Below are 25732 nucleotides of genomic sequence, written 5' to 3' on the forward strand. Positions count from 1 at the left end.
GCATGACGCAATACAGCGCCACCTCGATTGAAGTCCTTTCCGGCCTCGAGCCGGTGCGCAAGCGCCCCGGCATGTACACCGACACTACCCGGCCCAATCATATGGCCCAGGAGGTCATCGACAACAGCGTCGATGAAGCGCTGGGCGGATACGCCAGCGAGATCCGTGTGCGCCTGCTCGACGACGGCGGCGTCGAGGTCAGCGACGACGGTCGTGGCATGCCCATCGACATGCACCCGGAACACGGCCTGTCGGGGGTCGAACTGATCCTCACCAAGCTGCATGCCGGCGGCAAGTTTTCGCAGTCGAGCTATCGTTTCTCGGGCGGCCTGCATGGCGTCGGGGTGTCGGTGGTCAATGCGCTGTCGCAGCGCCTGGAGGTCGAGGTATGCCGTGATGGCAATCGTCACGGCATCGCCTTCGAGAAGGGCGAAAAGGTCGAGGAGCTATCGGTCATCGGCAGTTGCGCCAGGCGCGCGACCGGCACGGTGGTGCGTTTCTGGCCCGAGGTCGAGTATTTCGATTCGCCGAGATTGTCGCTACCGCGCTTGAAGCACCTGATGCGCGCCAAGGCGGTGCTATGCCCCGGTCTCAAGGTGGTGCTGACCGAGACCGACGGCGCCGAGAGCGTCTGGCAGTACGCCGATGGCCTGCGCGATTATCTGGCCCAGGCCACCGACGGTTTCGAGGTGCTGCCGGCATCGCCGTTCATCGGTCATTTCGCCGATGACGAGCAGGGCGTGGACTGGGCGATTCAATGGCTACCCGAAGGCGGCGAGCCGCTGCTGGAAAGCTACGTCAACCTGATTCCCACGCCGCTCGGTGGCACCCATGTCAATGGCTTTCGCTCGGGACTGCTCGAGGCGCTGCGCGAGTTCTGCGACTACCGCAGCCTGTTGCCACGCGGCATAAAACTGAGTGCCGAGGATCTTTGGGAGCGCGTCTCCTTCGTGCTCTCGGTGAAGATGCTCGATCCGCAGTTCGCCGGTCAGACCAAGGAGCGCCTGTCGTCGCGCACCGTTGCCGGCTTTGTTTCCGGGGTGGTCAAGGACGCCTTCTCGCTGTGGCTGAATCACCACGTCGATCAGGCCGAGGCGCTGGCCGAACTGGTGATCAGCGCCGCGCAGCGCCGCCAGAAGAGCGCCAAGAAGGTCGCTCGCAAGAAGATCACCTCGGGCCCGGCGTTACCCGGCAAGCTGGCCGACTGCTCGGGGCAGGACCCGGCGACCAGCGAGCTGTTCCTGGTCGAGGGCGATTCGGCCGGCGGCAGCGCCAAACAGGCGCGCGATCGCGAGACCCAGGCGATCCTGCCGTTGCGCGGCAAGATTCTCAATACCTGGGAGGTCGAATCCCACGATATCTACGGCTCCCAGGAGGTCCACGATATCGCCGTGGCGATCGGCATCGACCCGGGCAGTGCCGATCTCTCGAAGCTGCGTTATCACAAGGTGTGCATTCTCGCCGATGCCGACTCCGACGGCCTGCATATCGCCACGCTGCTGTGTGCGTTGTTCGTGCGCCACTTTCCAGCGCTGGTCGAGGCCGGCCACGTCTTCGTCGCCATGCCGCCGCTGTACCGCATCGATCTCGGCAAGGAGGTCTTCTACGCCCTCGACGAGAGCGAGAAGGCGGCGATATTGAAGCGCATCGAAGGCAAGCGCGGCACCCCCAACGTGCAGCGCTTCAAAGGCCTGGGCGAGATGAGTCCGCTGCAACTGCGCGAGACCACCATGGCGGTGGACACCCGGCGCCTGGTGCAACTGACCCGTATCGACGGCGACGGCACCAGCGAGATGCTCGATATGCTGCTGGCCAAGAAGCGTGCGTCGGATCGCAAGAGTTGGCTGGAGGATTACGGCAATCTGGCAGATATAGAAGTGTGAAGAAAGAAGAGCCCTCCGGGCTGAAGAGGGAAGAAAGAAGAGGAGCCGCGGGATGGAAGTGACGCTGGTTTTTCTTTAAGGCGCGAAGCGTCGCTCTTCCATCTTCCAGCCGCGTAGCGGCGATCTTCCGCCTATTGCCGGGCCGTTTCACCAAGACTGAACATCACCCGCGACACTTTCAGGGCCTCGTTGCTATGACCATGGACATTCATGTGGAAGAGGGCGACGTCGAACGCCTCTCGCTCCGCGAATATACCGAGAAGGCGTACCTCGATTATTCGATGTACGTGATTCTCGATCGTGCGTTACCGCATATCGGCGACGGCATGAAGCCGGTGCAGCGGCGCATCATCTACGCCATGCGCGAGCTGTCGCTGACCGCCAATGCCAAGTACAAGAAGTCGGCGCGCACCATCGGCGACGTGCTGGGTAAATTCCACCCGCATGGCGATAGCGCCTGTTACGAAGCCATGGTGCTGATGGCGCAGCCATTCAGCTACCGTTACCCGCTGGTCGACGGCCAGGGCAACTGGGGTAGCCCCGACGATCCGAAATCGTTCGCGGCGATGCGCTACACCGAGGCGCGGCTGTCGAAGTTCTCCGAGACGCTGCTCGCCGAGCTGGGCCAGGGCACGGTCGACTGGACGCCCAATTTCGATGCCACCATGAACGAGCCGGCGGTGCTGCCGGCCCGGTTGCCGCACGTGCTGCTCAACGGTGCCACCGGCATCGCGGTAGGCATGGCCACCGACATTCCGCCACACAACGTGGCCGAGGTGGTCGAGGCGACCTGCCACCTGCTGCGCAACCCCGAAGCCACGGTCAGCGATCTGGTCAAGCATGTGCCGGCGCCGGATTTTCCCACCGAGGCCGAGATCATCACCTCGCGTGCCGACCTGGCCAGGCTTTACGAGGTCGGGCGTGGCTCGGTCAAGCTGCGTGCCCGCTATGCCCTGGAAGACGCCAGCGTGGTGGTCACCGCGCTGCCTTATCAGGTCAGCGGCTCCAAGGTGCTCGAACAGATCGCCGCGCAGATGCAGGCCAAGAAGCTGCCGATGGTCGCCGACCTGCGCGACGAATCGACCCATGAAAATCCCACGCGGCTGGTGATCGAACCGCGCTCGAATCGCGTTGATATCGAGGCGCTGATGGCGCATCTGTTCGCCACCACCGACCTCGAGAAGAGCGTTCGCGTCAATCTCAACATCATCGGCCTCGATGGGCGTCCGCGGGTGATGCCGCTACCCGACATGCTCGGCGAGTGGCTGCGCTACCGTCGCGCCACGGTGCGCCGGCGTCTCGAATATCGGCTGGGCAAGGTCGAGGACCGCCTGCATATCCTGGAAGGTCTGCTCGCCGCTTACCTGAACATCGACGAGGTGATCCGCATCATCCGCGAGGAGGACGAGCCCAAGCCCGCGCTGATGAACGCCTTCGGGCTTTCCGATCGCCAGGCCGAGGCGATCCTCGAACTGCGCCTGCGCCATCTGGCCAAGCTCGAAGAGATGAAGATTCGCGGCGAACAGGACGAGCTCAAGGCCGAGCGCAAGCATCTCAAGAAATTGCTTGGCAACGACGAGGCGCTGACCGACTTGATCGAGGAAGAGCTGCGTGAAGCGGGTCGAGAGCATGGCGATGCGCGGCGTTCGCCGATCGTCGAGCGCCAGGAGGCCAAGGCGCTGTCCGAAGTCGAGCTGATGGGCGCCGATCCGGTCACCGTGGTGCTTTCCGAAAAGGGCTGGATTCGCGCGGCTCGCGGTCACGAGATCGACCCGGCGGGGTTGTCCTACAAGGCCGGCGATCGCTACCTGCTGGCGGCGCGCGGCAAGACCAATCAGCCACTGGTGTTGCTCGACGACAGCGGGCGCGCCTACACGCTGGCCGCGCACAATCTGCCCAGCGCACGCAGCCAGGGCGAGCCGGTTACCGGTCGCATCAACCCGGCCGCCGGCGCGCATATGGTGGGGTTGATGCTGGCGCCGCCCGAGACCCGCTATCTGCTGGCATCCGACGGCGGTTACGGCTTCATCGCACGGCTCGACGAACTGATCGGCAAGAACAAGTCGGGCAAGGCCGCACTGTCGATTCCCAAGGGTTGCAACGTACTGCCGCCTCGGGCGCTACCCAAGGAAGCCGGTGCGCGCGTCGTGCTGGTTTCCAACGAAGGGCGCATGTTGCTGTTCGGTATCGATCGACTGCCGGAAATGACCAAGGGCAAGGGCAACAAGATGATCGACATTCCCGGCGCTCGTGCGGCGCGGCGTGAGGAATTCGTGCGCGACATGCTGGTGCTGGGCGAAGGCGATGCGCTGGTGGTGCATGCCGGCAAGCGCAAGTTGACCCTGAAACCCAGTGATCTCGCCTATTATGCCGGCGAGCGTGGCCGCCGGGGCAGCAAGCTGCCGCGGGGGTTTCAAAAGGTCGATCGACTTGAGGCGGAAGAATGAAGTGGGAAGAGCCCTCCGGGCTGAAGAGGGGTGTGCGCTCTGTTTTTCTTCAAGGCGCGAAGCGCCGTACTTTCTACTTCCCTCTTATGACTAAGGGTTATTCATGACTCGACGCATCCTGATTCGCGCCACCGGCGCCGCGCGCCCCGGCCAACTCGCCGGTCTGGGCCGGGTATTGGACCAATGCGGCGCGCGTCTCCTGGATATCAACCAGAGCGTCACCTTCGGTGTCGTCTCGCTGGAGGCGCTGGTCGGCCTCGACCGGGAGGCCGAACTCGAGACGGCCCTCAATGAAGCCGGTGATTTACTGGGTCTCGACGTTCAAGCTATTCAGATTGGCGCCGATGATTATCGGCAGTGGAGCATTCAGGCGAGCCAACCGCGCTTGATTCTGACCTTGCTGGCGCCACGCTTGCCGGCCGGCATTCTTGCCGAAGTCGGCACGCTGACCGCCGAGCATGGACTGAACGTGGAGTTGATCCACCGCCTTTCCGGCCGCGAGCCGTTGGATGGCGAGGCGCTGCCCCACGGAGCCTGCGTCGAGTGCTGGTTGCGCGGCGAAGAAGTCGATCTCGAGTCGCTGCGCGAGAAGGCGCTGGCGCTGGGCGCCACGCATGGCGTGGATATCGCCATACAGGAAGACTCGATCTGGCGCCGCCATCGCCGGCTGATCTGCTTCGACATGGATTCGACGCTGATTCAGGCCGAGGTCATCGACGAGCTGGCGCGACGCCATGGGGTGTATGACGAGGTCGCCGCGATCACCGAACGCTCGATGCGCGGCGAACTGGATTTTCAGCAGAGCTTTCGCGAACGCATGGCCAAGCTCAAGGGTCTCGACGAAGCGGTGCTCGCCGAGATTGCCGAGAATCTGCCGTTGATGGATGGCGCCGAACGGTTGATGACGCATCTCAAGCGGTTGGGCTATCGTACCGCCATTCTCTCCGGTGGCTTTACCTACTTTGCCCGCCACTTGCAGGAGAAGCTCGGCTTCGATGAGATTCATGCCAATGAATTGGTCATCCGCGATGGCAAGGTCACCGGCGAGGTGAGCGAGCCGATTCTCGATGCCGATCGTAAGGCGGCGCTGTTGCAGGAGATTGCCGCGCGCGAGGGACTGCGCCTGGAGCAGACCATTGCCGTGGGCGATGGCGCCAACGATCTCAAGATGCTGGCCACCGCCGGGTTGGGTATCGCCTATCGCGCCAAGCCGTTGGTACGCAGCCGGGCCCGGCAGTCGATCTCGACGTTGGGACTGGACGCTGTGCTTTACCTGATCGGCTACCGCCACGCTGACCTTGAAGATGCCGATTGAGCGCCGCTGTCGGCAGCGGATATGACCAATAACAACGGGATGCCTGGCGGTCACCGCCGGTCGTGTCCGCCATGGGTACGTTGAGAGGAATGAGATGAGCGAGACGCCGACCGTAGTCGAGCATACGGGCGAGATTGCTGCGTTGTTGGAGGCGATGAGCCAGCCCGGCGGCGTGTCACTGGCTTTTGAGGAGCAGACGGCGCCGCCAGTACCGGTGCTGCTGGTCGATACGATCGATGGCCAGCAACTGATTCTCGATGTGACGGCGGTATCCTCGATTGCCGGCGCCTTGACGGCCGAACGCGCCTTCCGTCTGACCGGCCAGGCGGATGGCGCGATGGTCACGACCGAAACGCTCGTCGCGACGCCGCTCAACGATGTGCCGGGTCGATTGCGTTTCGCGTGCCTTTATCCCCGGCGGCTGGATGTCTGGCATCGGCGCAACGATTTTCGCGCCGAGCTGGGCTCGGGCATGTCGGTTGCCGTCGAACTCGACACCGATATACCGGGCGAGGCGATCAACGCCGAGTTGCTCAATCTGTCGCTGGGCGGCTGCCTGCTCAAGCTGCCGTTGGCCAAGGCCGTGGCGCTGCGCCACGGGCAGGCATTGCCACGGTTTGAAGCGGTCTTCCCCAATGGGCAGCGCTTGGCGGCGCGTGTGGAAATTCGCCATGTGCAGACCGACGAGGCCTGGCAACGCGCGCTGGTGGGTTGTAAATTCGCCGCACCGACGCCGCGCTTCGAGCGGCTGGTGTGGTTCCTGGTTCAGGAGATCGAGCGCGAGAGCGCGCGCAAGGCGATGCCCGGCGAGGATGATACCAGACCGCCCTCGGCGCTTTTCCAGGCGGTACCGGCAGTGGTGGAAGAGCCTGTGGTGCGGCGTGCACCGCCCGCCTATGCGACCCCGATGGCACGGCGCCTATCCAAGATTGCCGATTATCTCAATGCCCAGTTGCTGCAGTTGCAGCAAGGCTCGCCGATCGACAGCGCGTTGCTGTCACGCAACAGCGATGCGTTGCTGAGTCTGCTCGAAGAAGACCGCGAGGCGTTGTTGTTTGCCAGTGTCTGCCTGCATCGCGAGCCGAGCCTGGTGCAGCATTGCCTGGCCGTGGCGATCCGCCTGGCCGATCTGGCCCAGGCTCGCAACGCACCGCGAGAATTGCTCAAGGCGCTGGTCGCGACGGGGCTGGTGCATGATCTGGGCAAGGCGTTGTTGCCCGATAGCCTGAGAGACAGCCCGAAATTCGATGACCAGCAGCGCCGGCAATTGGCGGACCACGTGGCGCTGATCCAGGAGCGCCTGCGCAGTTGTCGCTGGCTGGCGCCGGCGGTCATCAAGAGCGTGATTGGCGAGGCCAACGAGCGCATCGATGGCCGCGGCTATCCCGTCGGGCGCAGTGGCGATGAATTATCCGCGCTGAGCCGGATGGCGATGACCGTCGATGTGATCGATGCCATGGGCCGCCCACGGGCCGACCGTGCAGCCTGGTCCACCGAGGATATCTATCGCTATCTGCTGACTCACGGTAGAACCTTCGACAGCCAGTGGGTTCAGCGCTATATCCGTCATTTCGGGCTGCATCCCATCGGTAGCCTGGCGCATTTCAGCGGCGGTGCGCGGGGTTGGGTCCAGCGTCTCGATCGGCATGGATTGCCGCGACAAGTCGCGCTGATAAGTCCGACGACGCAGCAGCGCGTCGATGGCGAAATCAAGGCCCTCGGCAGCATCGACTCACTGGTAACGGCGCCGAGTCCGAAGTTGCTGCCGCGTCAATGACAGGGTGCGGACCTTTGCCGATGACAACAAAAAACGGCAAAAGCTAAAATAGCGGGGAACTCAAACAACGATTGTAGGCCACACTGAAAGAAGCTGGCGCAGGGGAAGGACGCCAAGTATTCATGCAGGAGGCCAGATGACGATTTCACGATTGCGCACGCCCCGACAAGGGTTCATGCCGCCCTTTGTTCTCGAACGAATCATCGAACGAGGCGGGGCGCGCCTGCAGGCTTGCGCACGCCAGACACTCAATGCCGATCATGGCTTTCGCGCCGGGCGCGCTCCCGCGCCGGTCGCTGATGAGGCGTTGCCTGCGGGGAGCCCCACCCCCGGTGAACCGGCGCGTTACGTATATTCCGCCGAACAACGTCAAGTACTGCCCGGCACGCTGATGCGCGAAGAGGGACAGGGTGCCACGAACGATCCCGCCGTCGATGAAGCCTATCGCTGGCTGGGCGCCACGTATCGCTTCTATTGGGAAGTCTTCGAGCGTCACTCCATCGACCGCCAAGGCATGCCATTGCTGGGCACCGTGCACTACGGTCAGGATTACGAAAATGCCTTCTGGAATGGCACTCAGATGGTCTTCGGCGATGGCGACGGCGAGCTATTCAATCGTTTTACCGCAGCCCTCGACGTGGTTGCCCACGAACTCGCTCATGGCGTCACCGAGCGCGATGCGGGGTTGATCTACGCAGGCCAATCCGGCGCCCTCAACGAATCGCTGTCGGATGTCTTCGGCAGCCTGACCAAGCAATACCACCTTGGCCATAGCGCCGCCGAAGCCGACTGGCTGATTGGCGCCGAACTGCTCACCGAGCGCGTTCAGGGTCGCGCGCTGCGTTCGATGGCCGCGCCCGGCACGGCCTACGACGACCCGGTGCTGGGGCAGGACCCGCAGCCGGGGCACATGACCGACTACGTCGAGACCGAGTCCGATAACGGCGGCGTGCATATCAATTCGGGGATTCCCAATCGTGCCTTTCATCTCACCGCCACCACGCTGGGTGGCTATGCCTGGAAGGCGCCGGGGCGCATCTGGTACGACACCTTGCAGGATCGTCGACTGACGCGCGATATCGACTTCGTTGGCTTCGCGACGCTCACGGTGGATAACGCCGATCAGCGTTTCGGTAGTCGGAGCCGAGAGGTCGAAGCGGTGCGCGAGGCGTGGCATGGCGTGGGGGTGCTGTCATGACCGCTGAGTCGCCACCGCCATTAGGGCCCGATAGCGTGCTGGCGATTCGCCGCGAAGGTGGGCTGGCGCATTTTCCGGGATTGGCGAAGCCGCGACGCATCCGTTGCGCCGAGTATAGTGAAGGCCAGCGTCGTTGGCTGGCACGGATGCTCGCCGAGGCGGCCGCTCACGATACGAGCGAGGCGTTGAGTGGCGCGGATCGCCGCGTATTCCGCCTGGATATCGACGAGGAGCATGATGCGACGCGGGTCAGCACGGTATGGACGCTGATTCTCGCCGAGGAACAGGCGCCGTCCGCTTTGGTAAGCCTCTGGCAAGGTGGGCAGGTGGAAGAAGACGATGATACGGGCGAGCATATAGATTAATGATCGATACCCGTCCCCCTGCAGTGCATAAATCCCCCGATTTGGACATACTGGCCCTTTGATGCCCGCTCATTAATCACTGCTACGAGACTGCCATGACTTATACGCCGGAAATGCTCGAAGAACTCAAGGTACTGTGCCTGTTCAACCTGGCGACGACCCAGGAGGGCATCAAGGTGCATTCCTCTACCGCCGATCCGGCCAAGGTCGCCGCAACCCAGCGCCTGCATGAGCGTGGCCTGTTGACCCAGCCCGATGGTGGCTATCTCACTGGGCTTGGCCACGATGCGGCGGTGCAGGCGCAGGGGCTGTTGACCATTCTAACGACGGCGCCCGTAACTACCTGAGGAATCACCGTATAATCACCGTATAAATGCCTGCGCGAACGAATCGCTGCGTTGCGCGGTACTGGTGCGCCAGCCCGGTCGAGACTCACCTAACCCCATGTTATGTCTCGTCTTCTGTGCTCCGTGCGCCTTGCGACGTAGCGACGCCCGCATCATTTCGCTCGGCGATTTATTCAGCGATTCCTACGAGTGTGGGCCCTGCATCGATATCAATGGGGTCTTGCTGCGCTCTCCGGGTACTTCACGCACCAGGCGTGGCAGCAGAAAACCGGCCAGGCGCTGGCGCAAGGCGTCGACCAATCGAATCGCCTCGTCGTCGGGCACATCGAAATGCGCGGCCCCGGCCACCGGGTCGAGCACGTGCAGGTAGTAGGGCAGTACCCCGGCGGCGAACAGCCGCTCGGAGAGTTCGGCCAAGGTATCGATGCTGTCGTTGACCCCGCGCAGCAGTACGCTCTGATTGAGCAGTGTGGCGCCTGCCGCGCGCAACCGGGCGCAGGCATCGACGACTGAGGCATCGATCTCGTTGGCATGGTTGATATGCAGCACCATCACGGTTTGCAGGCGCGTGGCACTCAGCCAGCCGAGCAGGGCGCCGTCGACGCGATCGGGAATCACCACCGGCAGGCGGGTGTGGATGCGCAGGCGTACTAAATTGGGTATGCCATCGAGCTGCTCCACCAGCCAGGCCAGGCGCTTGTCGCCGCAAGCCAGCGGATCGCCGCCGGAAAGAATCGCCTCATGAATGCTCGTGTCAGCGCGCAGGTAATCCAGTGTCTCCTGCCACTGCGCGCGCGAAGGCGAGTTTTCGGCGTAGGGAAAGTGGCGCCGGAAACAGTAGCGGCAGTTGATCGCGCAGGCCGGGCTGCCGATCAACAACGCCCGACCGTGATACTTGTGAATCAACCCCCGACGCGGGGTGTGCGCGGCTTCTTCCAGCGGGTCGTCGATAAAGCCGCTGACGGCATCGGTTTCCGAGGCCAAGGGCAGCACCTGACGCAGCAGCGGATCGTGCGGGTCGCCGTGGCGCATGCGCGCGAGATAGGCCTCGGGCACGCGAGTCTCGAACAGCGCATGGCCGGCCTCGGCGCCGGGTAGCCAGGATTCGTCCAGGCCGAGGCGTGCGAGCAGGGCGCGCGGGTCGCGTATGGCGTCACTCAGTTGAGCCTGCCAGTCTCGCGTGCTCGCGATGCTCTGCAAAAGATTCGGGCTTCGGGTTATCATGCGACACACCATTAAAGTGCGAGGGCCATGCGGCGCCTCGCCGGTTACATAATGCACGCGGGCTCAATCGTGGCTGCCGCGTCCATATTATTTGCGAGGAATCATGGCGAGCTATTCTACCAACGAATTCAAGGGCGGTCTTAAGGTGATGCTGGATGGCGATCCCTGCAGCATCGTCGAGAATGAACTTGTCAAGCCGGGTAAGGGCCAGGCGTTCAGCCGCGTCAAGTTGCGCAATTTGATTACCGGGCGTGTCTGGGAGCGTACCTTCAAGTCCGGCGAATCACTGGAAGGCGCCGATGTGCTCGATCTGGAGATGGAATATCTCTATAGCGACGGCGACATGTGGCACTTCATGAAGACCGACGGTTCCTTCGAACAATACGCGGTGGAAAAGAAGGCGCTCGGCGACACCCAGAAGTGGCTCAAGGAGCAGGTGCCTTACACCGTGACACTGTGGAACGACAATGCTATTAGCGTCAGCCCGCCCAACTTCATCGAGCTGGAAGTCATCGAGACCGACCCGGGCCTGAAGGGCGATACCGCCCAGGGCGGCTCCAAGCCGGCGACACTATCATCCGGTGCCATGGTGCGCGTGCCGTTGTTCATCAATCAGGGTGAAGTGCTCAAGATCGATACGCGCAGCGGCGAATACGTCAGTCGCGCGTAAGTGTGGGCCTTTAGTGTATCGCTAACGCCGAGCCCTGCGCTCGGCGTTTTTCATGGAGTCGTTTGATGGATGCAACCGACTGGCAGCCTTCGGCGAGTATCGAGACATTGCGCGAGCGGGCGCGGCTGCTGAACGAGGTGCGCCGTTTCTTCGCAGAGCGTGATGTGCTTGAGGTAGAGACTCCCGTGCTTGGTCACGGCGGCAGCACCGATGTGCATCTCGATTCGCTGTCGCTGACCGCGACGACGCCGGCGGGGCGCGAGCGGCTGTGGCTGCAGACCTCGCCGGAATTCCATATGAAGCGCCTGTTGGCGGCGGGTAGCGGGCCGATCTTCCAACTGGCGCGCAGCTTTCGCGATGGCGAAGTCGGACGCCGTCACAATCTCGAATTCAGCATGCTCGAATGGTATCGCCCTGGTTTCTCGCTGAGCGAGTTGATCGACGAGACCGAGGCGCTGATTCGCACGCTACTGCCTGATGCGGGACCACGTCGGCTGCGTCGCTACCGCGGGTTGTTTCGCGAGCAGTTGCAGGTCGATCCTTTCACCACGCCGCTCGAGTCGTTGCGCCGCCTGGCGGGCGAGCGGGGCGGGCTGAACATGGCCGACAGCGACCGTGATGGCTGCCTGGATCTGCTGATGGGCCTGGTCATCGAGCCGACGCTGGGTCATCACGGCATCGATGTGGTGATCGACTACCCAGCCAGTCAGGCGGCGCTGGCGCGGCGCCAACGCGATCCCGAGGATGGCGTCGAAGTCGCCGCACGCTTCGAGGTATACGTGAAGGGGCTGGAACTGGCCAACGGCTACGACGAACTCACCGACGCGAGCGAACAAGCCGCTCGCTTTGCCGATGACAATCGCCAGCGCGAGCGCCTGGGGAAGTCGCCCGTCGACGTCGACACCCGATTGGTTGCCGCGCTACGGGCCGGCATGCCCGCCGGTAGTGGCGTGGCGCTGGGGCTCGACCGATTGATCCAACTGGCGCTGGGCAAGCACAGCGTGGCCGAGGTCATGGCATTCGCCACGCCGGCGTGCTAAGAGGATATTTACAAACTACTGCGCTAGGCCATACCGCGTTGAAATCAGCCTCACAATGCTCATTTACCGCATGTAAACTCCGCTTTTTTGGCTGATTTCGCCTTGCCTGGCCGTCGCTCGCTACTTTTGTAAACACCCTCTAATGACTGATTGCCGCCGGGTTAGGCGGCGTCGATCCTGCCCAATGATTGACCCATGCTCACCAGGCTGTCGTCGACGCCCAGCTCGTTGCAGAAATCGACCTCGTTGGCGAAGCACAGAATGACTGTCGAGCCCAACTTGAAGCGGCCCATTTCCGCCCCCTTGGCCAACTCGATAGGCTCGCTGAAGCGGGTGGTCTGAACCTGCCCGGAGAGCGGCGTGACTTGCCCGGCCCATACCGTTTCGATGGCGGCGACGATCATCGCGCCGACCAGCACCATGGCCATCGGGCCGAATTCGGTATCGAAGATGCACACCAGCCGCTCGTTACGGGCAAACAGCCCCGGCACATGGCCAGCGGTAGCGAGGTTGACCGAAAACAGCCGCCCAGGAACGTAGACCATTTCGCGCAGCGTGCCGGCCAGCGGCATGTGCACGCGATGATAGTCCTTTGGGGAAAGATAAACCGTGGCGAAGCTACCCTGGCGAAAAGGCGCGGCACGGTGGGCATCGCCACCCAGCAGCGAGGTCAATGAATAGCCTTGCCCCTTGGCCTGAATCAGCGTGCCGTGTTCGGTACGACCGAATTGCGACAGGAACCCGTCGGCGGGCGATACCATGCCTTCACCAATCGGTCGCGCATCGTCACGCATCGCCCGAGTGAAGAACGCGTTGAAGCAGCCGTAGGCGCGCGGGTCGGGTTCGCGCGCCTGACTCATGTCGACGCCATAGATGCGAATGAACTGCTCGATCAGCAGATTCTTCAGCCATGGGGTACGGCTCTCGGCGAACCGCCCCACCAGGCGCGACAGTAAATGGTGGGGCAGCGGGTACTGGCTCAAGGCAAATAGCTGATCGCGGTCCACGGCAAGGTATCCATAATGAGACAGCCCGCCACGATAGTCGTAGCGGGCCATGGGGGCAAGACTCTGGCTTCGAGCTTCGAGCTTCGAGCTTCGAGCTTCGAGCTTCGAGCTTCGAGCTTCGAGCTTCGGAGGTTGGTTTTCGCAGCTTATGGCTCGTAGCTCGCAGTTACTTCTTACTTCTCTATGGGCGTGTCGTCGCGATTGCCCCACTCCTGCCACGACCCGGCGTAACCGCGCATGCGCTCGAAGCCCAGCGCCTTGCCGACCAGCCAGGTGAAGCCACTACGGTGATGGCTCTGGCAGTGAGTGATCACTTCCATGTCGGGCGTCAGGCCCAGCGCTTCGAGCTCGGTGATCAGTTCGGCATAGTCGCGAATGCGCAATCCACGCTGAGGGTCCATGGCGTCGGTCCACTGCATGTTGACCGCACCGGGGATGTGCCCCAGATGCTTGTTCTGGCCTTTTTCGCCGCGATACTCCTGGGGTGAACGGGCATCCCACACCGCCAGGTGCCGCTCGCCCAGTCGCTCAATGAGTTCCTCGCGCTCGATGATGGCCCGCGGGTTGAGAATCTCGGCCTGATAGTCGCTGGGTTGCGGCGGGTGATTCTCGGTGGACTGCGCAAGGCCGGCATCGCGCCAGGCATGAATGCCACCGTTGAGATAGGAGTAGCGGGTATGGCCGATCAGTTCCAGGGTCCACAACAAGCGTCCTGCCCAGCCGCCACCCTCGTCGTCATAGGCCACGACATGGGTGTCGCGGGTCAGTCCGAGCGATGAAAACAGCACGGACAACGCGTCCTCGTCGGGAACGTCGTTGGGCACGTCGCCAGCGCCGCGCAACAGCCGACGATGATCGAGAAACACCGCCCCGGGAACGTGGCCTTCGGCGTAGCTGTCCGCCTTGAGTGGCACGTCGACGATCAGCAGTTGCGCTGCATCGAGATGCTCGGCGAGCTGCTCCGGCTCGACGATCAGCGGCAGCAGATTGGCTTCAGAGCTCATGGGGTCACTCCTTGCTAGTGACTGTCTCGGGGATGCTTGGATAATGGCACAGCCGCAAGGCTTCCCGCGACCTGCACCTAGTCAGTCGTCCGCGAGGCTGTCGAGAATCCGCCGATAACTGGCGAAACGCTCGCCGAGGATATCGCCGCGTTCGACGGCGCTGAGTAGCGCGCAACCGGGCTCGTTGCGATGCCGGCAATCGCGGAAGCGGCAACGGCCGAGCAGTTCGCGAAACTCGATGAAGCCCTCGGTGACCTGCTGCTCGTCGAGATGCGTCAAGCCAAACTCGCGAATGCCTGGCGAGTCGATCAGCTCGCCGCCAGCCGGGAGTCGATAGAGTCGTGCAGTGGTGGTGGTGTGGGTGCCCTTGCGCGAGTCGGCCGATAGCGCGCCGATGCGCAGCGCCTCATCCGGCAGCAGGCGGTCGATGAGCGAGGACTTGCCGACCCCGCTCTGGCCGACGAATGCCGAGGTGCGCCCGGTGAGTCGGTCGTGCAGGGCGTCGAGGCCATGTTCGCCCTGGGTGGTCGCCTCGACGACCGCATAGCCGAGCGCCGCGTAGCGGGCGAGCAGCTTGCCCAGCTCGCCGCCGCTCTCGGGTAGCAGGTCGATCTTGTTGAGCACCAGCACCGGGGTGATGCCGGTGGCCTCGGCGGCGACCAGATAACGGTCGATCAAGTTGGCATGCGGCGCCGGCTCGACGGCGAAGACGATCAGGATTTGACCGATATTGGCCGCTACCGGCTTGAGTCGCCCGCTCGGATCGGGACGTTCGAGAACGTTATCGCGCGTGTCGCGGGCGACCACCACGCCGCTGCCGTCGCGCGCCTGGCGCCAGAACACCCGGTCACCCGTCACCAGCCCATCGAGATTGGCGCGCAGATGGCAGCGGTGCAGTGCGGCTTCATCGGGTGCCTGAACGTCCAGGGTGCGGCCGAAGTGGGCGATCACCCGCCCCGGTGTCTCGGGGCCATACTCGCCGGCTTCCAGCGACGCGGCCTCACGGGCGTCCTGCTTGTCGGCACGCGCGGCGCGCTCGGCCTGGATCTTTTCGATTCGCCAACGCTGCTGGCGCGATAGCTTGCGTTTGTTCATGCGACCTCGCCACGGCGTACAATGGCGGCATTGTAACCAGCGTGGGCTTTCCTGTCCGTTGTTGGTTTGGCTGAAACTTATTTATTGGAGCCCCGCATGTCTGACAACCAAGCCGTCACGCCCCGCAATGACCTGCTGGTATGGATCGACCTGGAAATGACCGGTCTCGATCCGAACAAGGAGCGCATTATCGAAGTGGCCACGCTGGTGACCGACAACGACCTCAAACTGGTCGCCGAGGGTCCGGTGATTGCCGTGCATCAACCGGCGAGCCTGCTCGATGGCATGGATGACTGGAATACCAAAACGCATGGCGAGTCGGGGCTGGTCGATCGGGTCAAGGAGAGCCGAATCGATACCGGCGAAGCCGAGCGTCAGACACTGGACTTCCTCAAACGCTACGTAACGCCGGGCTCGTCGCCGGTGTGCGGCAATAGCGTGCATCAGGATCGGCGCTTTCTGGAGCGCGAGATGCCCGAGTTGCTGGCGTTTTTTCATTACCGCAATCTGGATGTTTCGACGCTCAAGGAGCTGGCCAAGCGCTGGAATCCGGCGGCTCTCGATGGCTTCAGCAAACGCAACACCCATCAGGCGCTGGACGATATCCGCGAGTCGCTGGCCGAGCTGATTCACTATCGTCAGACATTCCTGCGCCTGACACCGGCAGCGCCCGATGAGGAGGAGCAGTAAATAAGCTGGAAGAGCGCCGCTGCGCGGCTGGAAGTTGGAAGATCGGCGCTACGCGCCTTGAAGAAAAAACCAAGAGCCAAGACCATTCTTGGCTTCTAGCTTCTAGCTTCTAGCTTCTAGCTTCTAGCTTCTAGCTTCTAGCTTCTAGCTTCTAGCTATCAGCCGCTGGCGCTTTTCATATTGCCGTGCGAGCGCCCAGCGCACATGCTCGCGGACCAGCTCGGAGGGGTAGGAAAGTCGTGCGCGTAGCGCGGCTTCCAGTGTCTCGCTCCATGGCGCATTGCCGAGACCTACGGCGAGATTACGTAGCCAGCGGATATAGCCGATGCGACGGATCGCGCTGCCTTCGGTCTTGGCCAGAAACTCCTCCTCGCTCCAGGCGAACAGGCGAACCAGCGAGGCGCGGTCGAGATCGTGGCGCGGGGCGAAATCCCGCTCATGGCTGGCACGGGTGAAGCGCGTGAACGGGCAGACCAGTTGGCAATCGTCGCAACCGTAGACGCGATTGCCCATCGCCTCGCGATATTGCTCGGGGATGCTGCCATGCAACTCGATGGTCAGATAGGAAATGCAGCGCCGCGAGTCCACTACCTTGTCGTCGACGATCGCTCCGGTGGGGCAGGCCGTTCGACACTGCGAGCAATTGCCGCAATGTTCGTTCTCGAAGGGGGCGTCCACCGGTAGCGGCAGGTCGGTGTAGAGCTCGCCGAGGAAAAACAGCGAGCCGGCCTGCGGGTTGAGCAGCATCGAATTCTTGCCGAACCAGCCGAGCCCGGCCTTCTGCGCCAGGGCGCGCTCCATCACCGGCGCCGAATCGACGAAGGCGCGATAGCCGAAGGCGCCTACCTCGTCCTCGATATGCTTGACCAGCGCCGCCAGGCGCTTGCGGATCAGCTTGTGATAGTCGCGACCCAGTGCATAGCGTGATACATAGGCCTTGTCGGGCTTGGCCAGCAGCTTAGTGGTTTCGACCTCGGGCGGCAGGTAATCCATGCGCACGCTGATGACTCGCAATGTGCCGGGTATGAGTTCATGGGGGCGGGTGCGCTTGCTGCCATGCTTGGCCATGAAGCCCATTTCGCCATGCCGGCCGGCCGCCAGCCAGCGCTCGAGGTAACGCTCATGCGCCTCGAGATCGGTGTCGGTGATGCCGACCTGGGCAAAGCCCAACTCGCGCCCCCATTGCTTGATGCGCTCGGCCAGCTCTGTCAGTTCCCGGGGGGAATAATCCTGGATATCGGCTACCGTGGTCGGCATTGACTTGTCGTGATGAGCGCTTGTGTTCATGAGCGTGAAAAAACGATGGAAGGCGCCGCCAGAGTGGCACGCCGGTGCGAATGACGACACTAAACTAACACAGCACACGTAACATTATATCGGGAGGCCGGCATGGCGAGCCAGGTTACGCATTCTCTTTATACGGCTGCCCAGGTACGCGAGCTCGACCGACGCACGCTGGCCGAGATCGAAGACGGTTTTGAACTGATGCGGCGTGCGGCTGCCGCAGCCTATGCGGCGCTGCGCCGGCATTGGCCTCGGGCGAGAAGCCTATGCGTGCTGTGTGGCTCGGGCAATAACGCCGGAGACGGCTACGTCATCGCGGCGCTGGCCGTCGGCGATGGGCTCGACGTGCAACTGGTCGCGCTGCGCGATCCCGCCGAGCTAAAAAACGATGCCGCCCGCGCCTTCGAGATGGCGCGCAAGGCAGGGCTCGAAGCTACTCCTTGGCGCCATGGCACGACCTTGATCGGCGAAGTGATCGTCGATGCGCTGTTGGGTACTGGCCTGGGCGGTGACGTTCGCGAGCCCTATCGAAGCGCGGTCGAGGCGATCAACGCCCGGCAACTGCCCGTGTTGGCGGTGGATGTCCCCTCCGGCTTGTCGGCCGATACCGGCGCGGTGCTGGGTGTCGCGGTCGAGGCTAGCGTCACGGTGACCTTCATCGCCGACAAGTTCGGTTTGCATACCGGCGCCGCCGCCGATCATGTCGGCGAACTGATCGTCGAGCCGTTGGGTGTCGATACCGCGCAGCATGCCGACCTGGCGCCGGTGGCCGAGCGTCTCGAGGCGTCGATTGTCGCCGAGGCCTTGCCAGCGCGGCGGCGTGGCAGCCATAAGGGCGATTTCGGTCATGTGCTGGTCATCGGTGGAGCACCGGGCTTGGGTGGCGCTGCGCTGTTGGCCAGCCAGGCCGCGGCGCGATTGGGCGCCGGCAAGGTCAGCCTGGCGACCGCTCCCGAGCATGTCGGCGCCAGCCTGATGCGAACCCCCGAAGTCATGGCGCGGGGCGTGCGTGGCGTGCCCGACGTCGCGCCGCTGCTGTCGACGGCCGATGTCATCGTCATCGGGCCTGGTCTGGGCCAGGGCGCTTGGGGGCAGGGGCTGTTGCAGGTCGCGCTCGAGGCGGGCAAACCGCTGGTGATCGATGCCGATGGCTTGAATCTGCTGGTTAGGCACTGGCCCGAGGCGCGGCGCGACGATTGGCTGCTCACGCCGCACCCCGGCGAGGCCGGGTGCCTGCTGGGCATTGGCGGCGGCGAGGTGCAGGCCGATCGCCTGGCCGCGATACACCAATTGCAGCAGCGCCGTGGCGGTGTCACGGTGCTCAAGGGTGCCGGTAGTCTGATCGCCGGTCCGCAGGGCATCGGCGTTTGCACGTATGGCAATCCGGGCATGGCCAGTGGCGGCATGGGCGATGTGCTGTCGGGATTGCTGGGGGCGCTTGTCGCCCAGGGCCTCGCGTTGGAAACGGCGGCGCGGGTCGGCACGGTGCTGCATGCGCAAGCCGCCGATGCAGCCGCTCGGGAGTCCGGCGAGCGTGGTTTGCTGGCGGGCGATCTGGCATGCTATGCGCGATCTCTGGCCAACCCCTGACGAGTCGATGCCGAAACACACGAATTTAGCAGCCAATGCTGTCATCGAACTGCCCAATGAAGCCGCCCAGGTGGCCTTCGGCGAAGCGCTGGGCCACGCGCTCGGCGGCCGCGGCCGCGTTCACCTGCAAGGCGAGCTGGGTGCCGGCAAGACCACCTTGTCGCGCGGCGTGCTGCGCGCTTATGGCTACCTGGGTGCGGTAAAAAGTCCCACCTATACCCTGGTGGAACCTTATGAGCTTGGCGACGTGCGTGTGTATCATTTCGACCTTTATCGTCTGGGAGACCCGGAGGAACTGGAATTCATCGGAGCGCGGGATCTTCTCGAGGACGATGGCCTGAGCCTGATCGAGTGGCCGAGCCGTGGCGAAGGGTGGTTGCCACCGGCCGATCTGGTGGTCGAGTTGACGGTGGTCGATGCTGGCCGGCAAGCACGGCTGGTCGCCGGCACTGCCTACGGCGAAACCGTTCTCGCGCGATTGTCCGCGCTTTGCACCGACAAGGACCTGTAACACCTTATGACATGCTTCAACGGGCATCCCCGCCCGCGCACGACGTATCGACGGGGCCTGCGTCGAGTCAGCGCCATGCTTACCGGGCTGGCGATGGTGATGCTGTCGACCCTGGCCATGGCCAGTGAGGTCGATAACATGCGGCTGTGGGCGGCGCCCGATCATGCGCGCCTGGTCTTCGATCTGTCGGCGCCGGCCCAGGCCGAGGTTTTTACCCTCGAGAACCCGCGACGACTGGTGATCGATATCGCCGATAGCCGCCTCGAGGCGAACCCTTCCAGCCTGGACCTGGAAGGCAGTGCGATCAGCGAGATTCGAACCGGGGTGCGCAACGGCGACGATCTGCGCGTGGTGCTGGATCTGAGCCGCGATATCGTGCCCAGGCATTTTACCCTGCAGCCCAATGCCCAGTATGGGCATCGCCTGGTGGTGGATCTGGAATATCCCGGCGAGAGTGCCATCAAGGACCCCATCGATCCGATTGCCGCCAAGATACGCGAACAGGAAATCGCCGCCGCCCGGGCGCGTGGAAAGGCGGCGCCGGCGCAGCCCGTCGGTGGCCAGGACAAGGCCCAGCCGCACCCCAAGCGCGATATCATTGTCGCCATCGATGCCGGCCACGGCGGCGAGGATCCGGGAGCCATCGGGCCGCACGGCACCCGCGAGAAGGATGTGGTGCTGGGAATCGCCCGGCGTCTCGAGGCGATCATCGATGGCACGCCCGGCTACAGTGCCGTAATGATTCGCGACGGCGACTATTATGTCGGCTTGCGCGAACGCACCATGTTGGCGCGTAAATACAAAGCCGATTTCTTCGTGTCGATCCACGCCGACGCCTTCAAGAGTTCGCGTCCTAGCGGTAGTTCGGTTTTCGCGCTGTCCCTGAGCGGCGCTTCGTCCGAGACCGCCAAATGGCTGGCCACCAAGGAGAATCGCGCCGATCTGATCGGTGGTGTCGATGGCAGTCTTGATTTGGCCGACAAGGACGAGGTATTGCGTGGGGTGCTGCTTGACCTGGCCATGACGGCAACGCTCAACGATTCATTGACAGTCGGTGGGCGGGTGCTCGATCAGCTTGCCGAGATCAACAATCTGCACAAGCCGAGAGTCGAGCAGGCTGCGTTCGTGGTGCTCAAGTCGCCGGACATTCCCTCGTTGCTGGTCGAGACCGGCTTTATCTCCAACCCCGAGGAAGAGCGACAGCTTCAGGACCCCGGCTATCAACAACGTCTGGCCGAGGCGATCTTTACCGGACTCAATGCTCATTTTCGGCGTAACCCGCCACCGGATAGCCTGTTGGCCTGGCAGCGCGATCAGGGTCGTGGAAACACGGCCGATGAATACCGAATCCAGCCTGGCGACACGCTTTCGGAGATTGCGACACGCCATCAGGTGCCGATCAGCACGCTGCGTCAGGCCAACGAATTGAATGGCGACGTGATTCGCGTGGGGCAGGTGCTGCGCATTCCACAAGGCTAGACCGGCTTGTTATAGGTGAGGCGATGACTCAGACCCGACGCATCCAGATTCTCAATCCGCGCCTGGCCAACCAGATCGCCGCCGGCGAAGTGGTCGAGCGGCCTTCCTCGGTGGTCAAGGAGCTCATCGAGAATGCCATCGATGCCGGTAGCCAGCGCATCGAGGTCGAGCTGGAAGGCGGCGGCGCGCGGCTGATCAAGGTGCGTGACGACGGCGGTGGCATCGCCGAAGACGATCTGCCATTGGCGTTGTCCCGCCATGCCACAAGCAAGATCGAGTCGTTGGAAGACCTCGAGGGCGTGGCTAGTCTGGGTTTTCGCGGCGAAGCGCTGGCATCGATCAGCTCGGTGTCGCGGCTCGAGCTGGTTTCCAATACCGCCGATAATCCTGCCGCTGGTTGGCGCGTCGTGGCCGAGGGCCGTCAGATGGAGCCGCGCGTGTCGCCGGCGCCGCACCCTCGCGGCACCTCGGTGGCGGTTCGCGATCTGTTCTTCAACACACCGGCGCGGCGCAAGTTCCTGCGTACCGAGAAGACCGAGTTCGCGCATGTCGAGGAAGCCTTCCGGCGCCTGGCGCTGTCGCGCTACGACATCGGCTGGACGCTGCGTCATAACCAGAAAACCCTCCATCAGTTGCGTCCGGCGACCGATGCCGCCGCCGGCGAACGTCGTGTCAGCGCCTTGTTGGGCGGCAAGTTTCTCGACAATGCGCTGCACCTGGATATTGAGGCCTCGGGGCTGCGGCTGTGGGGTTGGGTGGGGCTGCCGACGCATTCGCGCGCCCAGGCCGATCAGCAGTATTTCTTCGTCAACGGTCGCGTGGTGCGTGACCGCCTGGTCGCTCACGCCATTCGTCAGGCCTACCGCGACGTGCTGTTCCACGGTCGTCAACCGGTGTTCGTGCTTTATCTGGAGCTCGACCCTGCGGTGGTCGACGTAAACGTTCACCCGACCAAGCACGAAGTGCGCTTTCGCGATGGCCGACTGGTGCATGATTTTCTGTTCTCGAGCCTGCACCGCGCGCTGGCCGAGGTCAGGCCCAATGAGGCTCGGCCCAACGCTGGCATGGTTGACGATGAGGCGCCGGGCAGCGATGAGCCGGCTTCGAGCGTGGCAGGGGGCGAGCAGCCGCGCTGGCAGCAGCAGCCCATGGCGCTGCGACCGCCCGATGGCGCCTCGCGCCCCGGGGCCACGCGGGTGCGCGAATTCATGGCCGGCTACCATGCGCTGCATCCCGAGCACGAGCAGAGCCTGCTGACGCCGCAGCCGGCCGCTCCCGGTGGCATGGCGGCCACCAGTGCACTGTATGAGCGCCACGCGGGCGAGCCGTCGCCAGTCACGCTGCCTTCCTCCATGCCCGCCAGAGCGCCATTCACCGCGTCCGCCCCCGCGCGGGTGCCATTTACCGCGCCCACCTCCGCGCGGGTATTACCCGAGGACGACCCCGCTCAGCCACCGCCGTTGGGCTATGCGATCGCCCAGTTGCATGGCGTGTATATTCTCTCGCAGACCGCGCGCGGTCTGGTGATCGTCGACATGCATGCGGCCCATGAGCGGATCACCTACGAAGGCATGAAAAACCAGATACATGGGCGTATTGGCCAGGACGGAGAGCTGGACGCCCAGCCGCTGCTGGTGCCGGTGTCGTTGGCGGCGAGTGCCGGCGAGGTGGAAACCGCCGAGCGTTGCCGTGAGGCCTTCTCGCGTCTGGGGGTCGAGCTCGACGTGGCCGGCCCCGAGACACTGCTGGTTCGCCAGTTGCCGGCATTGCTCATGCATGCCGACGTCGAGCCCTTGATTCGCGACATGCTCGCCGATCTCGATCGCTACGGGCGTTCGGACCGGCTCGAGGCACATATCAACGAGCTGTTGTCGACCATGGCCTGCCACGGCAGCGTACGCGCCAACCGTCGACTCAGCGTTCCCGAAATGAACGCCCTGCTGCGCGACATGGAGCGCACCGAGCGCAGTGGCCAATGCAACCATGGGCGTCCGACCTGGACCGAGATGAGCATGCATGAACTCGACAAGCTGTTCCTGCGAGGTCAGTGATCATCAATCGAACGAATCGCGAAAGCCCAGCAAGCGCCGATAGCCACGCGAACGCCGATACGCGGCCGTTGGCCATCCTGCTGATGGGCCCCACCGCGGCGGGCAAGACCGATCTGGCGATTGCCTTGCACGAGCAGCTCGGCGCCGAGTTGATCAGTGTCGACTCGGCGTTGGTCTATCGCGGCATGGATATCGGCACCGCCAAACCCTCGGCCGAGGAGTTGGCGCGCGCGCCGCATCGCCTGATCGATATTCGCGACCCCGCCGAGCCTTATTCGGCGGCGCAGTTTCGCGACGATGCGCGTGCCGCGATGTGCGAGATCACCGCGAATGGCGGTGTTCCGCTATTGGTGGGTGGCACCATGATGTACTACCAGCGGCTGTTGGCCGGGGTGGCCAACCTGCCGGCGGCCGATGTCGCGCTGCGCGGCGAGCTGGAGGCCTGGGCCGCCAAGGCGGGGCTGGAGGCGCTGCACGACGAACTGGCGCGGGTCGATCCCGAGTCCGCGGCGCGCATTCATCGCAACGATCCACAGCGCTTGATCCGCGCCCTGGAAGTCCAGCGCCTCAGCGGTCGCCCGATGAGCGTGCTGTGGCGCGAGCAGCGCCAGGAAAACTTTCCCTGGCGCACGCTGTCCATTGGTGTCGCGCCAGCCGAGCGCAGCGTGCTTCACGAGCGCATCGCGCGACGTTTCACGCAGATGCTGGAGCAGGGGTTCGTCGAGGAGGTCGCGGGATTGAAAGCGCGCGGCGATTTGCATCTTGGACTGCCCTCGATGAAGAGCGTGGGCTATCGTCAAGTATGGGAGTATCTGGATGGCGGCGGTGACATCGATGACCTGCGCCATAAGGGCATTGTCGCCACGCGTCAGTTGGCCAAGCGTCAACTGACTTGGCTACGCAGTTGGCCGGCTTTGCATTGGGTCGATTCGGAGAATGGAAATCCATTGCAGAAGGTCTTGAAAATCGTGCGCCAATGCGGCACTTAGCGTAAGATAGCGCTTTCGCAATGGCGGTCCGGCCGGCATCATTGGCCAAATTTGTGCGAATGACTCACCCAAGCGAAGCGGGCAAAAAGACATCAACATTAAAGAGACAGTTAGGGAGAGCAAAATGTCCAAAGGGCAGTCCCTCCAGGATCCGTATCTGAACATCCTGCGCAAGGAGCGCATTCCGGTGTCCATTTTCCTGGTCAACGGAATCAAGCTGCAGGGCCAGATCGAATCCTTCGACCAATTCGTGATTCTGCTACGTAACACCGTCAGTCAGATGGTTTACAAACATGCCATTTCCACGGTAGTGCCGTCACGGAACGTGCGCCTGCCGGCTCAAGACCCCAATGCGGCCGTTCAGGAAGGCTAATCGCGAGGCTCTGATTGTTTTTCGAACGTCCCGACGCCGGTGAAACGGCAGTGCTCGTCCACATCGACTTTCAGGACGAGCAGGAGCGTGAAGACCCGGGTGAGTTCCTGGAGCTGGTGCGCTCCGCTGGGGCCGAACCGGCTACCCTGTTGCAGGGAAGCCGGCGGCGGCCCGATTCTCGTACCTTCATCGGTAGCGGCAAGCTGGACGAGTTGCGCGAGCTGCTCGCGGTCCACCACGCCGAACTGGTGATTTTCAATCATGCGCTCAGCCCATCGCAGGAGCGCAACCTCGAGCGCGCGTTGCGATGCCGAGTGCTTGACCGTACCGGCCTGATTCTGGATATATTCGCCCAGCGGGCACGCACCCACGAGGGTAAGTTGCAGGTGGAGCTGGCCCAGCTGGAGTATATGTCGACCCGCCTGGTGCGCGGTTGGACCCACCTCGAGCGCCAAAAGGGCGGTATCGGCTTGCGCGGGCCGGGTGAAACCCAGCTCGAGACCGACCGTCGGTTGTTGCGCGCGCGGATCAAGTCGATCCATAAGCGCCTGGACAAGGTTCGCCGGCAGCGCGAGCAAAATCGGCGTGCGCGTTCACGCGCCGAGATTCCCAGTATTTCGCTGGTGGGCTATACCAACGCCGGCAAGTCGACGCTGTTCAATGCCGTGACGACCGCCGACGTTTATGTGGCCGATCAGCTTTTCGCCACGCTGGACCCGACGCTGCGACGCCTCGAAATCGCCGACGTCGGGCCAGTCGTGCTGGCCGATACCGTGGGCTTTATCCGGCACCTGCCGCACAAGCTGGTCGAGGCCTTCCAGGCGACGCTTCAGGAAGCCGCCGAAGCTTCTCTACTGGTGCATGTGATCGATGCCGCCGATCCGGATCGTGAGATCAATGTCAGCGAAGTCGAAGGGGTACTCGATGAAATCGGCGCCGATGACGTACCCTGTCTGCGGGTCATGAACAAGATCGACCTGTTCGATAGCGCGCCGCGCATCGAACGTGACGGCGATGGCCTACCGGAAGTGGTCTGGCTATCGGCGCGTCAAGGGCTGGGGCTCGATCTGCTGGCCCAGGCGCTCTCGGAGCGCCTCGCCGAAGACGTATTCGAAGCGCATCTGACCCTGTTGCCGGAACAGGGGCGGCTGCGTGCTGGCCTGCATGAGCTGGATGCGGTGCGCGCGGAGCGCTTCGACGAGCAGGGTCGCGTGCTGCTCGAGGTTCGCCTGCCGCGTCGCGACTTCATGCGTCTTCTCGCTCGCTTGGGCGAGAAGACAGAGGATTATTTGCTACCGGAAGACAGGGAGTCGCCGGTATGGGCTGACGGGGCCCGAGAATGATGTGCTCGGTGTTGATAGCATCGACGTCCCGTGCATACGCAATCAACGCA

22 protein-coding genes are annotated in these 25732 nt (G+C 63.3%); 17 read left to right on the forward strand and 5 right to left on the reverse strand.

Going from position 1 to position 25732, the window contains the following annotated elements:
• Positions 1–2: 2 nt before the first annotated feature.
• The 7 genes from parE to BLR92_RS15385 all read left to right on the forward strand — a co-directional run bounded on the left by parE (position 3) and on the right by BLR92_RS15385 (position 9332).
• Complete coding sequence (parE, locus tag BLR92_RS15355) at positions 3–1883, forward strand: DNA topoisomerase IV subunit B (protein ID WP_089730160.1); 1881 nt, start codon at positions 3–5, stop codon at positions 1881–1883.
• A 194-nt stretch (positions 1884–2077) separates the two neighbouring features.
• The gene (gene parC / locus BLR92_RS15360) at positions 2078–4330 is read left to right on the forward strand and encodes a DNA topoisomerase IV subunit A (protein ID WP_089730161.1); all 2253 of its coding nucleotides are present in this window, start codon (positions 2078–2080) and stop codon (positions 4328–4330) included.
• Positions 4331–4433: 103 nt separating this feature from the next.
• On the forward strand, positions 4434–5645 hold the full coding sequence (serB, locus tag BLR92_RS15365) for a phosphoserine phosphatase SerB (RefSeq protein WP_089730162.1): 1212 nt from the start codon (positions 4434–4436) through the stop codon (positions 5643–5645).
• A gap of 94 nt (positions 5646–5739) precedes the next feature.
• Positions 5740–7422 (forward strand): HD domain-containing phosphohydrolase, encoded by a 1683-nt coding sequence (locus tag BLR92_RS15370; protein ID WP_089730163.1) that lies wholly within the window; start codon positions 5740–5742, stop codon positions 7420–7422.
• Positions 7423–7558: 136 nt separating this feature from the next.
• Positions 7559–8620, forward strand: coding sequence for a M4 family metallopeptidase (locus BLR92_RS15375; RefSeq protein ID WP_089730164.1), 1062 nt, complete (start codon positions 7559–7561; stop codon positions 8618–8620).
• Entirely contained in the window at positions 8617–8985 is a 369-nt protein-coding gene (locus BLR92_RS15380) for a protealysin inhibitor emfourin (RefSeq protein WP_089730165.1), read from the forward strand. Before BLR92_RS15375 ends, BLR92_RS15380 begins: the two co-directional genes overlap by 4 nt.
• Before the next feature lie 95 nt (positions 8986–9080).
• On the forward strand, positions 9081–9332 hold the full coding sequence (locus BLR92_RS15385; protein ID WP_089730166.1) for a TIGR02647 family protein: 252 nt from the start codon (positions 9081–9083) through the stop codon (positions 9330–9332).
• 183 nt (positions 9333–9515) lie between these two features.
• Here the strand turns inward: BLR92_RS15385 and epmB are convergent, their stop codons facing one another.
• Positions 9516–10556 (reverse strand): EF-P beta-lysylation protein EpmB, encoded by a 1041-nt coding sequence (gene epmB, locus BLR92_RS15390; protein ID WP_089730167.1) that lies wholly within the window; start codon positions 10554–10556, stop codon positions 9516–9518.
• 103 nt (positions 10557–10659) lie between these two features.
• Between epmB and efp the strand changes: the two genes are divergently transcribed.
• Together efp and epmA are read left to right on the forward strand one after the other, a co-directional pair.
• The gene (gene efp, locus BLR92_RS15395; protein ID WP_089730168.1) at positions 10660–11226 is read left to right on the forward strand and encodes an elongation factor P; all 567 of its coding nucleotides are present in this window, start codon (positions 10660–10662) and stop codon (positions 11224–11226) included.
• A gap of 65 nt (positions 11227–11291) precedes the next feature.
• The gene (gene epmA / locus BLR92_RS15400) at positions 11292–12266 is read left to right on the forward strand and encodes an EF-P lysine aminoacylase EpmA (RefSeq protein WP_089730169.1); all 975 of its coding nucleotides are present in this window, start codon (positions 11292–11294) and stop codon (positions 12264–12266) included.
• A gap of 161 nt (positions 12267–12427) precedes the next feature.
• Here the strand turns inward: epmA and asd are convergent, their stop codons facing one another.
• The 3 genes from asd to rsgA all read right to left on the reverse strand — a co-directional run bounded on the left by asd (position 12428) and on the right by rsgA (position 15372).
• A complete protein-coding gene (gene asd, locus BLR92_RS15405) occupies positions 12428–13324 on the reverse strand; it encodes an archaetidylserine decarboxylase (RefSeq protein WP_089730170.1) in 897 nt (298 codons plus the stop codon).
• A gap of 122 nt (positions 13325–13446) precedes the next feature.
• Positions 13447–14277 (reverse strand): sulfurtransferase, encoded by an 831-nt coding sequence (locus BLR92_RS15410; protein ID WP_089730171.1) that lies wholly within the window; start codon positions 14275–14277, stop codon positions 13447–13449.
• 81 nt (positions 14278–14358) lie between these two features.
• Positions 14359–15372, reverse strand: coding sequence for a small ribosomal subunit biogenesis GTPase RsgA (gene rsgA / locus BLR92_RS15415; protein ID WP_089730172.1), 1014 nt, complete (start codon positions 15370–15372; stop codon positions 14359–14361).
• Between the two features lie 96 nt (positions 15373–15468).
• Here rsgA and orn point away from each other — a divergent pair, with 96 nt between their 5' ends.
• Positions 15469–16062: an oligoribonuclease gene (orn, locus tag BLR92_RS15420; protein ID WP_089730173.1), complete on the forward strand. Its 594-nt coding sequence runs from the start codon at positions 15469–15471 to the stop codon at positions 16060–16062.
• 144 nt (positions 16063–16206) lie between these two features.
• Here orn and queG read toward each other — a convergent pair whose 3' ends face one another.
• Positions 16207–17319: a tRNA epoxyqueuosine(34) reductase QueG gene (queG, locus tag BLR92_RS15425; protein WP_089730174.1), complete on the reverse strand. Its 1113-nt coding sequence runs from the start codon at positions 17317–17319 to the stop codon at positions 16207–16209.
• Positions 17320–17451: 132 nt separating this feature from the next.
• Here queG and BLR92_RS15430 point away from each other — a divergent pair, with 132 nt between their 5' ends.
• The 7 genes from BLR92_RS15430 (at position 17452) to hflX (ending at position 25682) form a co-directional block, all read left to right on the forward strand.
• Entirely contained in the window at positions 17452–18936 is a 1485-nt protein-coding gene (locus BLR92_RS15430) for an NAD(P)H-hydrate dehydratase (RefSeq protein WP_089730175.1), read from the forward strand.
• A gap of 7 nt (positions 18937–18943) precedes the next feature.
• Positions 18944–19447, forward strand: a complete 504-nt coding sequence (gene tsaE / locus BLR92_RS15435) for a tRNA (adenosine(37)-N6)-threonylcarbamoyltransferase complex ATPase subunit type 1 TsaE (protein WP_089730176.1) — start codon at positions 18944–18946, stop codon at positions 19445–19447.
• 75 nt (positions 19448–19522) lie between these two features.
• On the forward strand, positions 19523–20926 hold the full coding sequence (locus tag BLR92_RS15440; protein WP_245704238.1) for an N-acetylmuramoyl-L-alanine amidase: 1404 nt from the start codon (positions 19523–19525) through the stop codon (positions 20924–20926).
• 23 nt (positions 20927–20949) lie between these two features.
• Entirely contained in the window at positions 20950–22977 is a 2028-nt protein-coding gene (gene mutL / locus BLR92_RS15445) for a DNA mismatch repair endonuclease MutL (RefSeq protein WP_089730177.1), read from the forward strand.
• 83 nt (positions 22978–23060) lie between these two features.
• Positions 23061–23966 (forward strand): tRNA (adenosine(37)-N6)-dimethylallyltransferase MiaA, encoded by a 906-nt coding sequence (gene miaA / locus BLR92_RS15450; RefSeq protein ID WP_089730284.1) that lies wholly within the window; start codon positions 23061–23063, stop codon positions 23964–23966.
• A 124-nt stretch (positions 23967–24090) separates the two neighbouring features.
• Positions 24091–24339, forward strand: a complete 249-nt coding sequence (gene hfq / locus BLR92_RS15455; protein ID WP_089730178.1) for an RNA chaperone Hfq — start codon at positions 24091–24093, stop codon at positions 24337–24339.
• 14 nt (positions 24340–24353) lie between these two features.
• Positions 24354–25682, forward strand: a complete 1329-nt coding sequence (hflX, locus tag BLR92_RS15460; protein WP_089730179.1) for a ribosome rescue GTPase HflX — start codon at positions 24354–24356, stop codon at positions 25680–25682.
• The last annotated feature ends 50 nt before the right edge of the window (positions 25683–25732 follow it).

The organism is Modicisalibacter muralis, from assembly GCF_900102945.1.
Lineage (GTDB): Bacteria > Pseudomonadota > Gammaproteobacteria > Pseudomonadales > Halomonadaceae > Modicisalibacter > Modicisalibacter muralis.

What these genes read in the sequence shown, in the direction of transcription:
- parE (WP_089730160.1), top strand. Translation starts at nt 3, where the DNA reads ATGACGCAATACAGCGCCACCTCGATTGAAGTCCTTTCCGGCCTCGAG.
- parC (WP_089730161.1), top strand. Translation starts at nt 2,078, where the DNA reads ATGACCATGGACATTCATGTGGAAGAGGGCGACGTCGAACGCCTCTCG.
- serB (WP_089730162.1), top strand. Translation starts at nt 4,434, where the DNA reads ATGACTCGACGCATCCTGATTCGCGCCACCGGCGCCGCGCGCCCCGGC.
- BLR92_RS15370 (WP_089730163.1), top strand. Translation starts at nt 5,740, where the DNA reads ATGAGCGAGACGCCGACCGTAGTCGAGCATACGGGCGAGATTGCTGCG.
- BLR92_RS15375 (WP_089730164.1), top strand. Translation starts at nt 7,559, where the DNA reads ATGACGATTTCACGATTGCGCACGCCCCGACAAGGGTTCATGCCGCCC.
- BLR92_RS15380 (WP_089730165.1), top strand. Translation starts at nt 8,617, where the DNA reads ATGACCGCTGAGTCGCCACCGCCATTAGGGCCCGATAGCGTGCTGGCG.
- BLR92_RS15385 (WP_089730166.1), top strand. Translation starts at nt 9,081, where the DNA reads ATGACTTATACGCCGGAAATGCTCGAAGAACTCAAGGTACTGTGCCTG.
- epmB (WP_089730167.1), bottom strand. Translation starts at nt 10,556, where the DNA reads ATGATAACCCGAAGCCCGAATCTTTTGCAGAGCATCGCGAGCACGCGA.
- efp (WP_089730168.1), top strand. Translation starts at nt 10,660, where the DNA reads ATGGCGAGCTATTCTACCAACGAATTCAAGGGCGGTCTTAAGGTGATG.
- epmA (WP_089730169.1), top strand. Translation starts at nt 11,292, where the DNA reads ATGGATGCAACCGACTGGCAGCCTTCGGCGAGTATCGAGACATTGCGC.
- asd (WP_089730170.1), bottom strand. Translation starts at nt 13,324, where the DNA reads ATGGCCCGCTACGACTATCGTGGCGGGCTGTCTCATTATGGATACCTT.
- BLR92_RS15410 (WP_089730171.1), bottom strand. Translation starts at nt 14,277, where the DNA reads ATGAGCTCTGAAGCCAATCTGCTGCCGCTGATCGTCGAGCCGGAGCAG.
- rsgA (WP_089730172.1), bottom strand. Translation starts at nt 15,372, where the DNA reads ATGAACAAACGCAAGCTATCGCGCCAGCAGCGTTGGCGAATCGAAAAG.
- orn (WP_089730173.1), top strand. Translation starts at nt 15,469, where the DNA reads ATGTCTGACAACCAAGCCGTCACGCCCCGCAATGACCTGCTGGTATGG.
- queG (WP_089730174.1), bottom strand. Translation starts at nt 17,319, where the DNA reads ATGCCGACCACGGTAGCCGATATCCAGGATTATTCCCCCCGGGAACTG.
- BLR92_RS15430 (WP_089730175.1), top strand. Translation starts at nt 17,452, where the DNA reads ATGGCGAGCCAGGTTACGCATTCTCTTTATACGGCTGCCCAGGTACGC.
- tsaE (WP_089730176.1), top strand. Translation starts at nt 18,944, where the DNA reads ATGCCGAAACACACGAATTTAGCAGCCAATGCTGTCATCGAACTGCCC.
- BLR92_RS15440 (WP_245704238.1), top strand. Translation starts at nt 19,523, where the DNA reads ATGCTTACCGGGCTGGCGATGGTGATGCTGTCGACCCTGGCCATGGCC.
- mutL (WP_089730177.1), top strand. Translation starts at nt 20,950, where the DNA reads ATGACTCAGACCCGACGCATCCAGATTCTCAATCCGCGCCTGGCCAAC.
- miaA (WP_089730284.1), top strand. Translation starts at nt 23,061, where the DNA reads ATGGGCCCCACCGCGGCGGGCAAGACCGATCTGGCGATTGCCTTGCAC.
- hfq (WP_089730178.1), top strand. Translation starts at nt 24,091, where the DNA reads ATGTCCAAAGGGCAGTCCCTCCAGGATCCGTATCTGAACATCCTGCGC.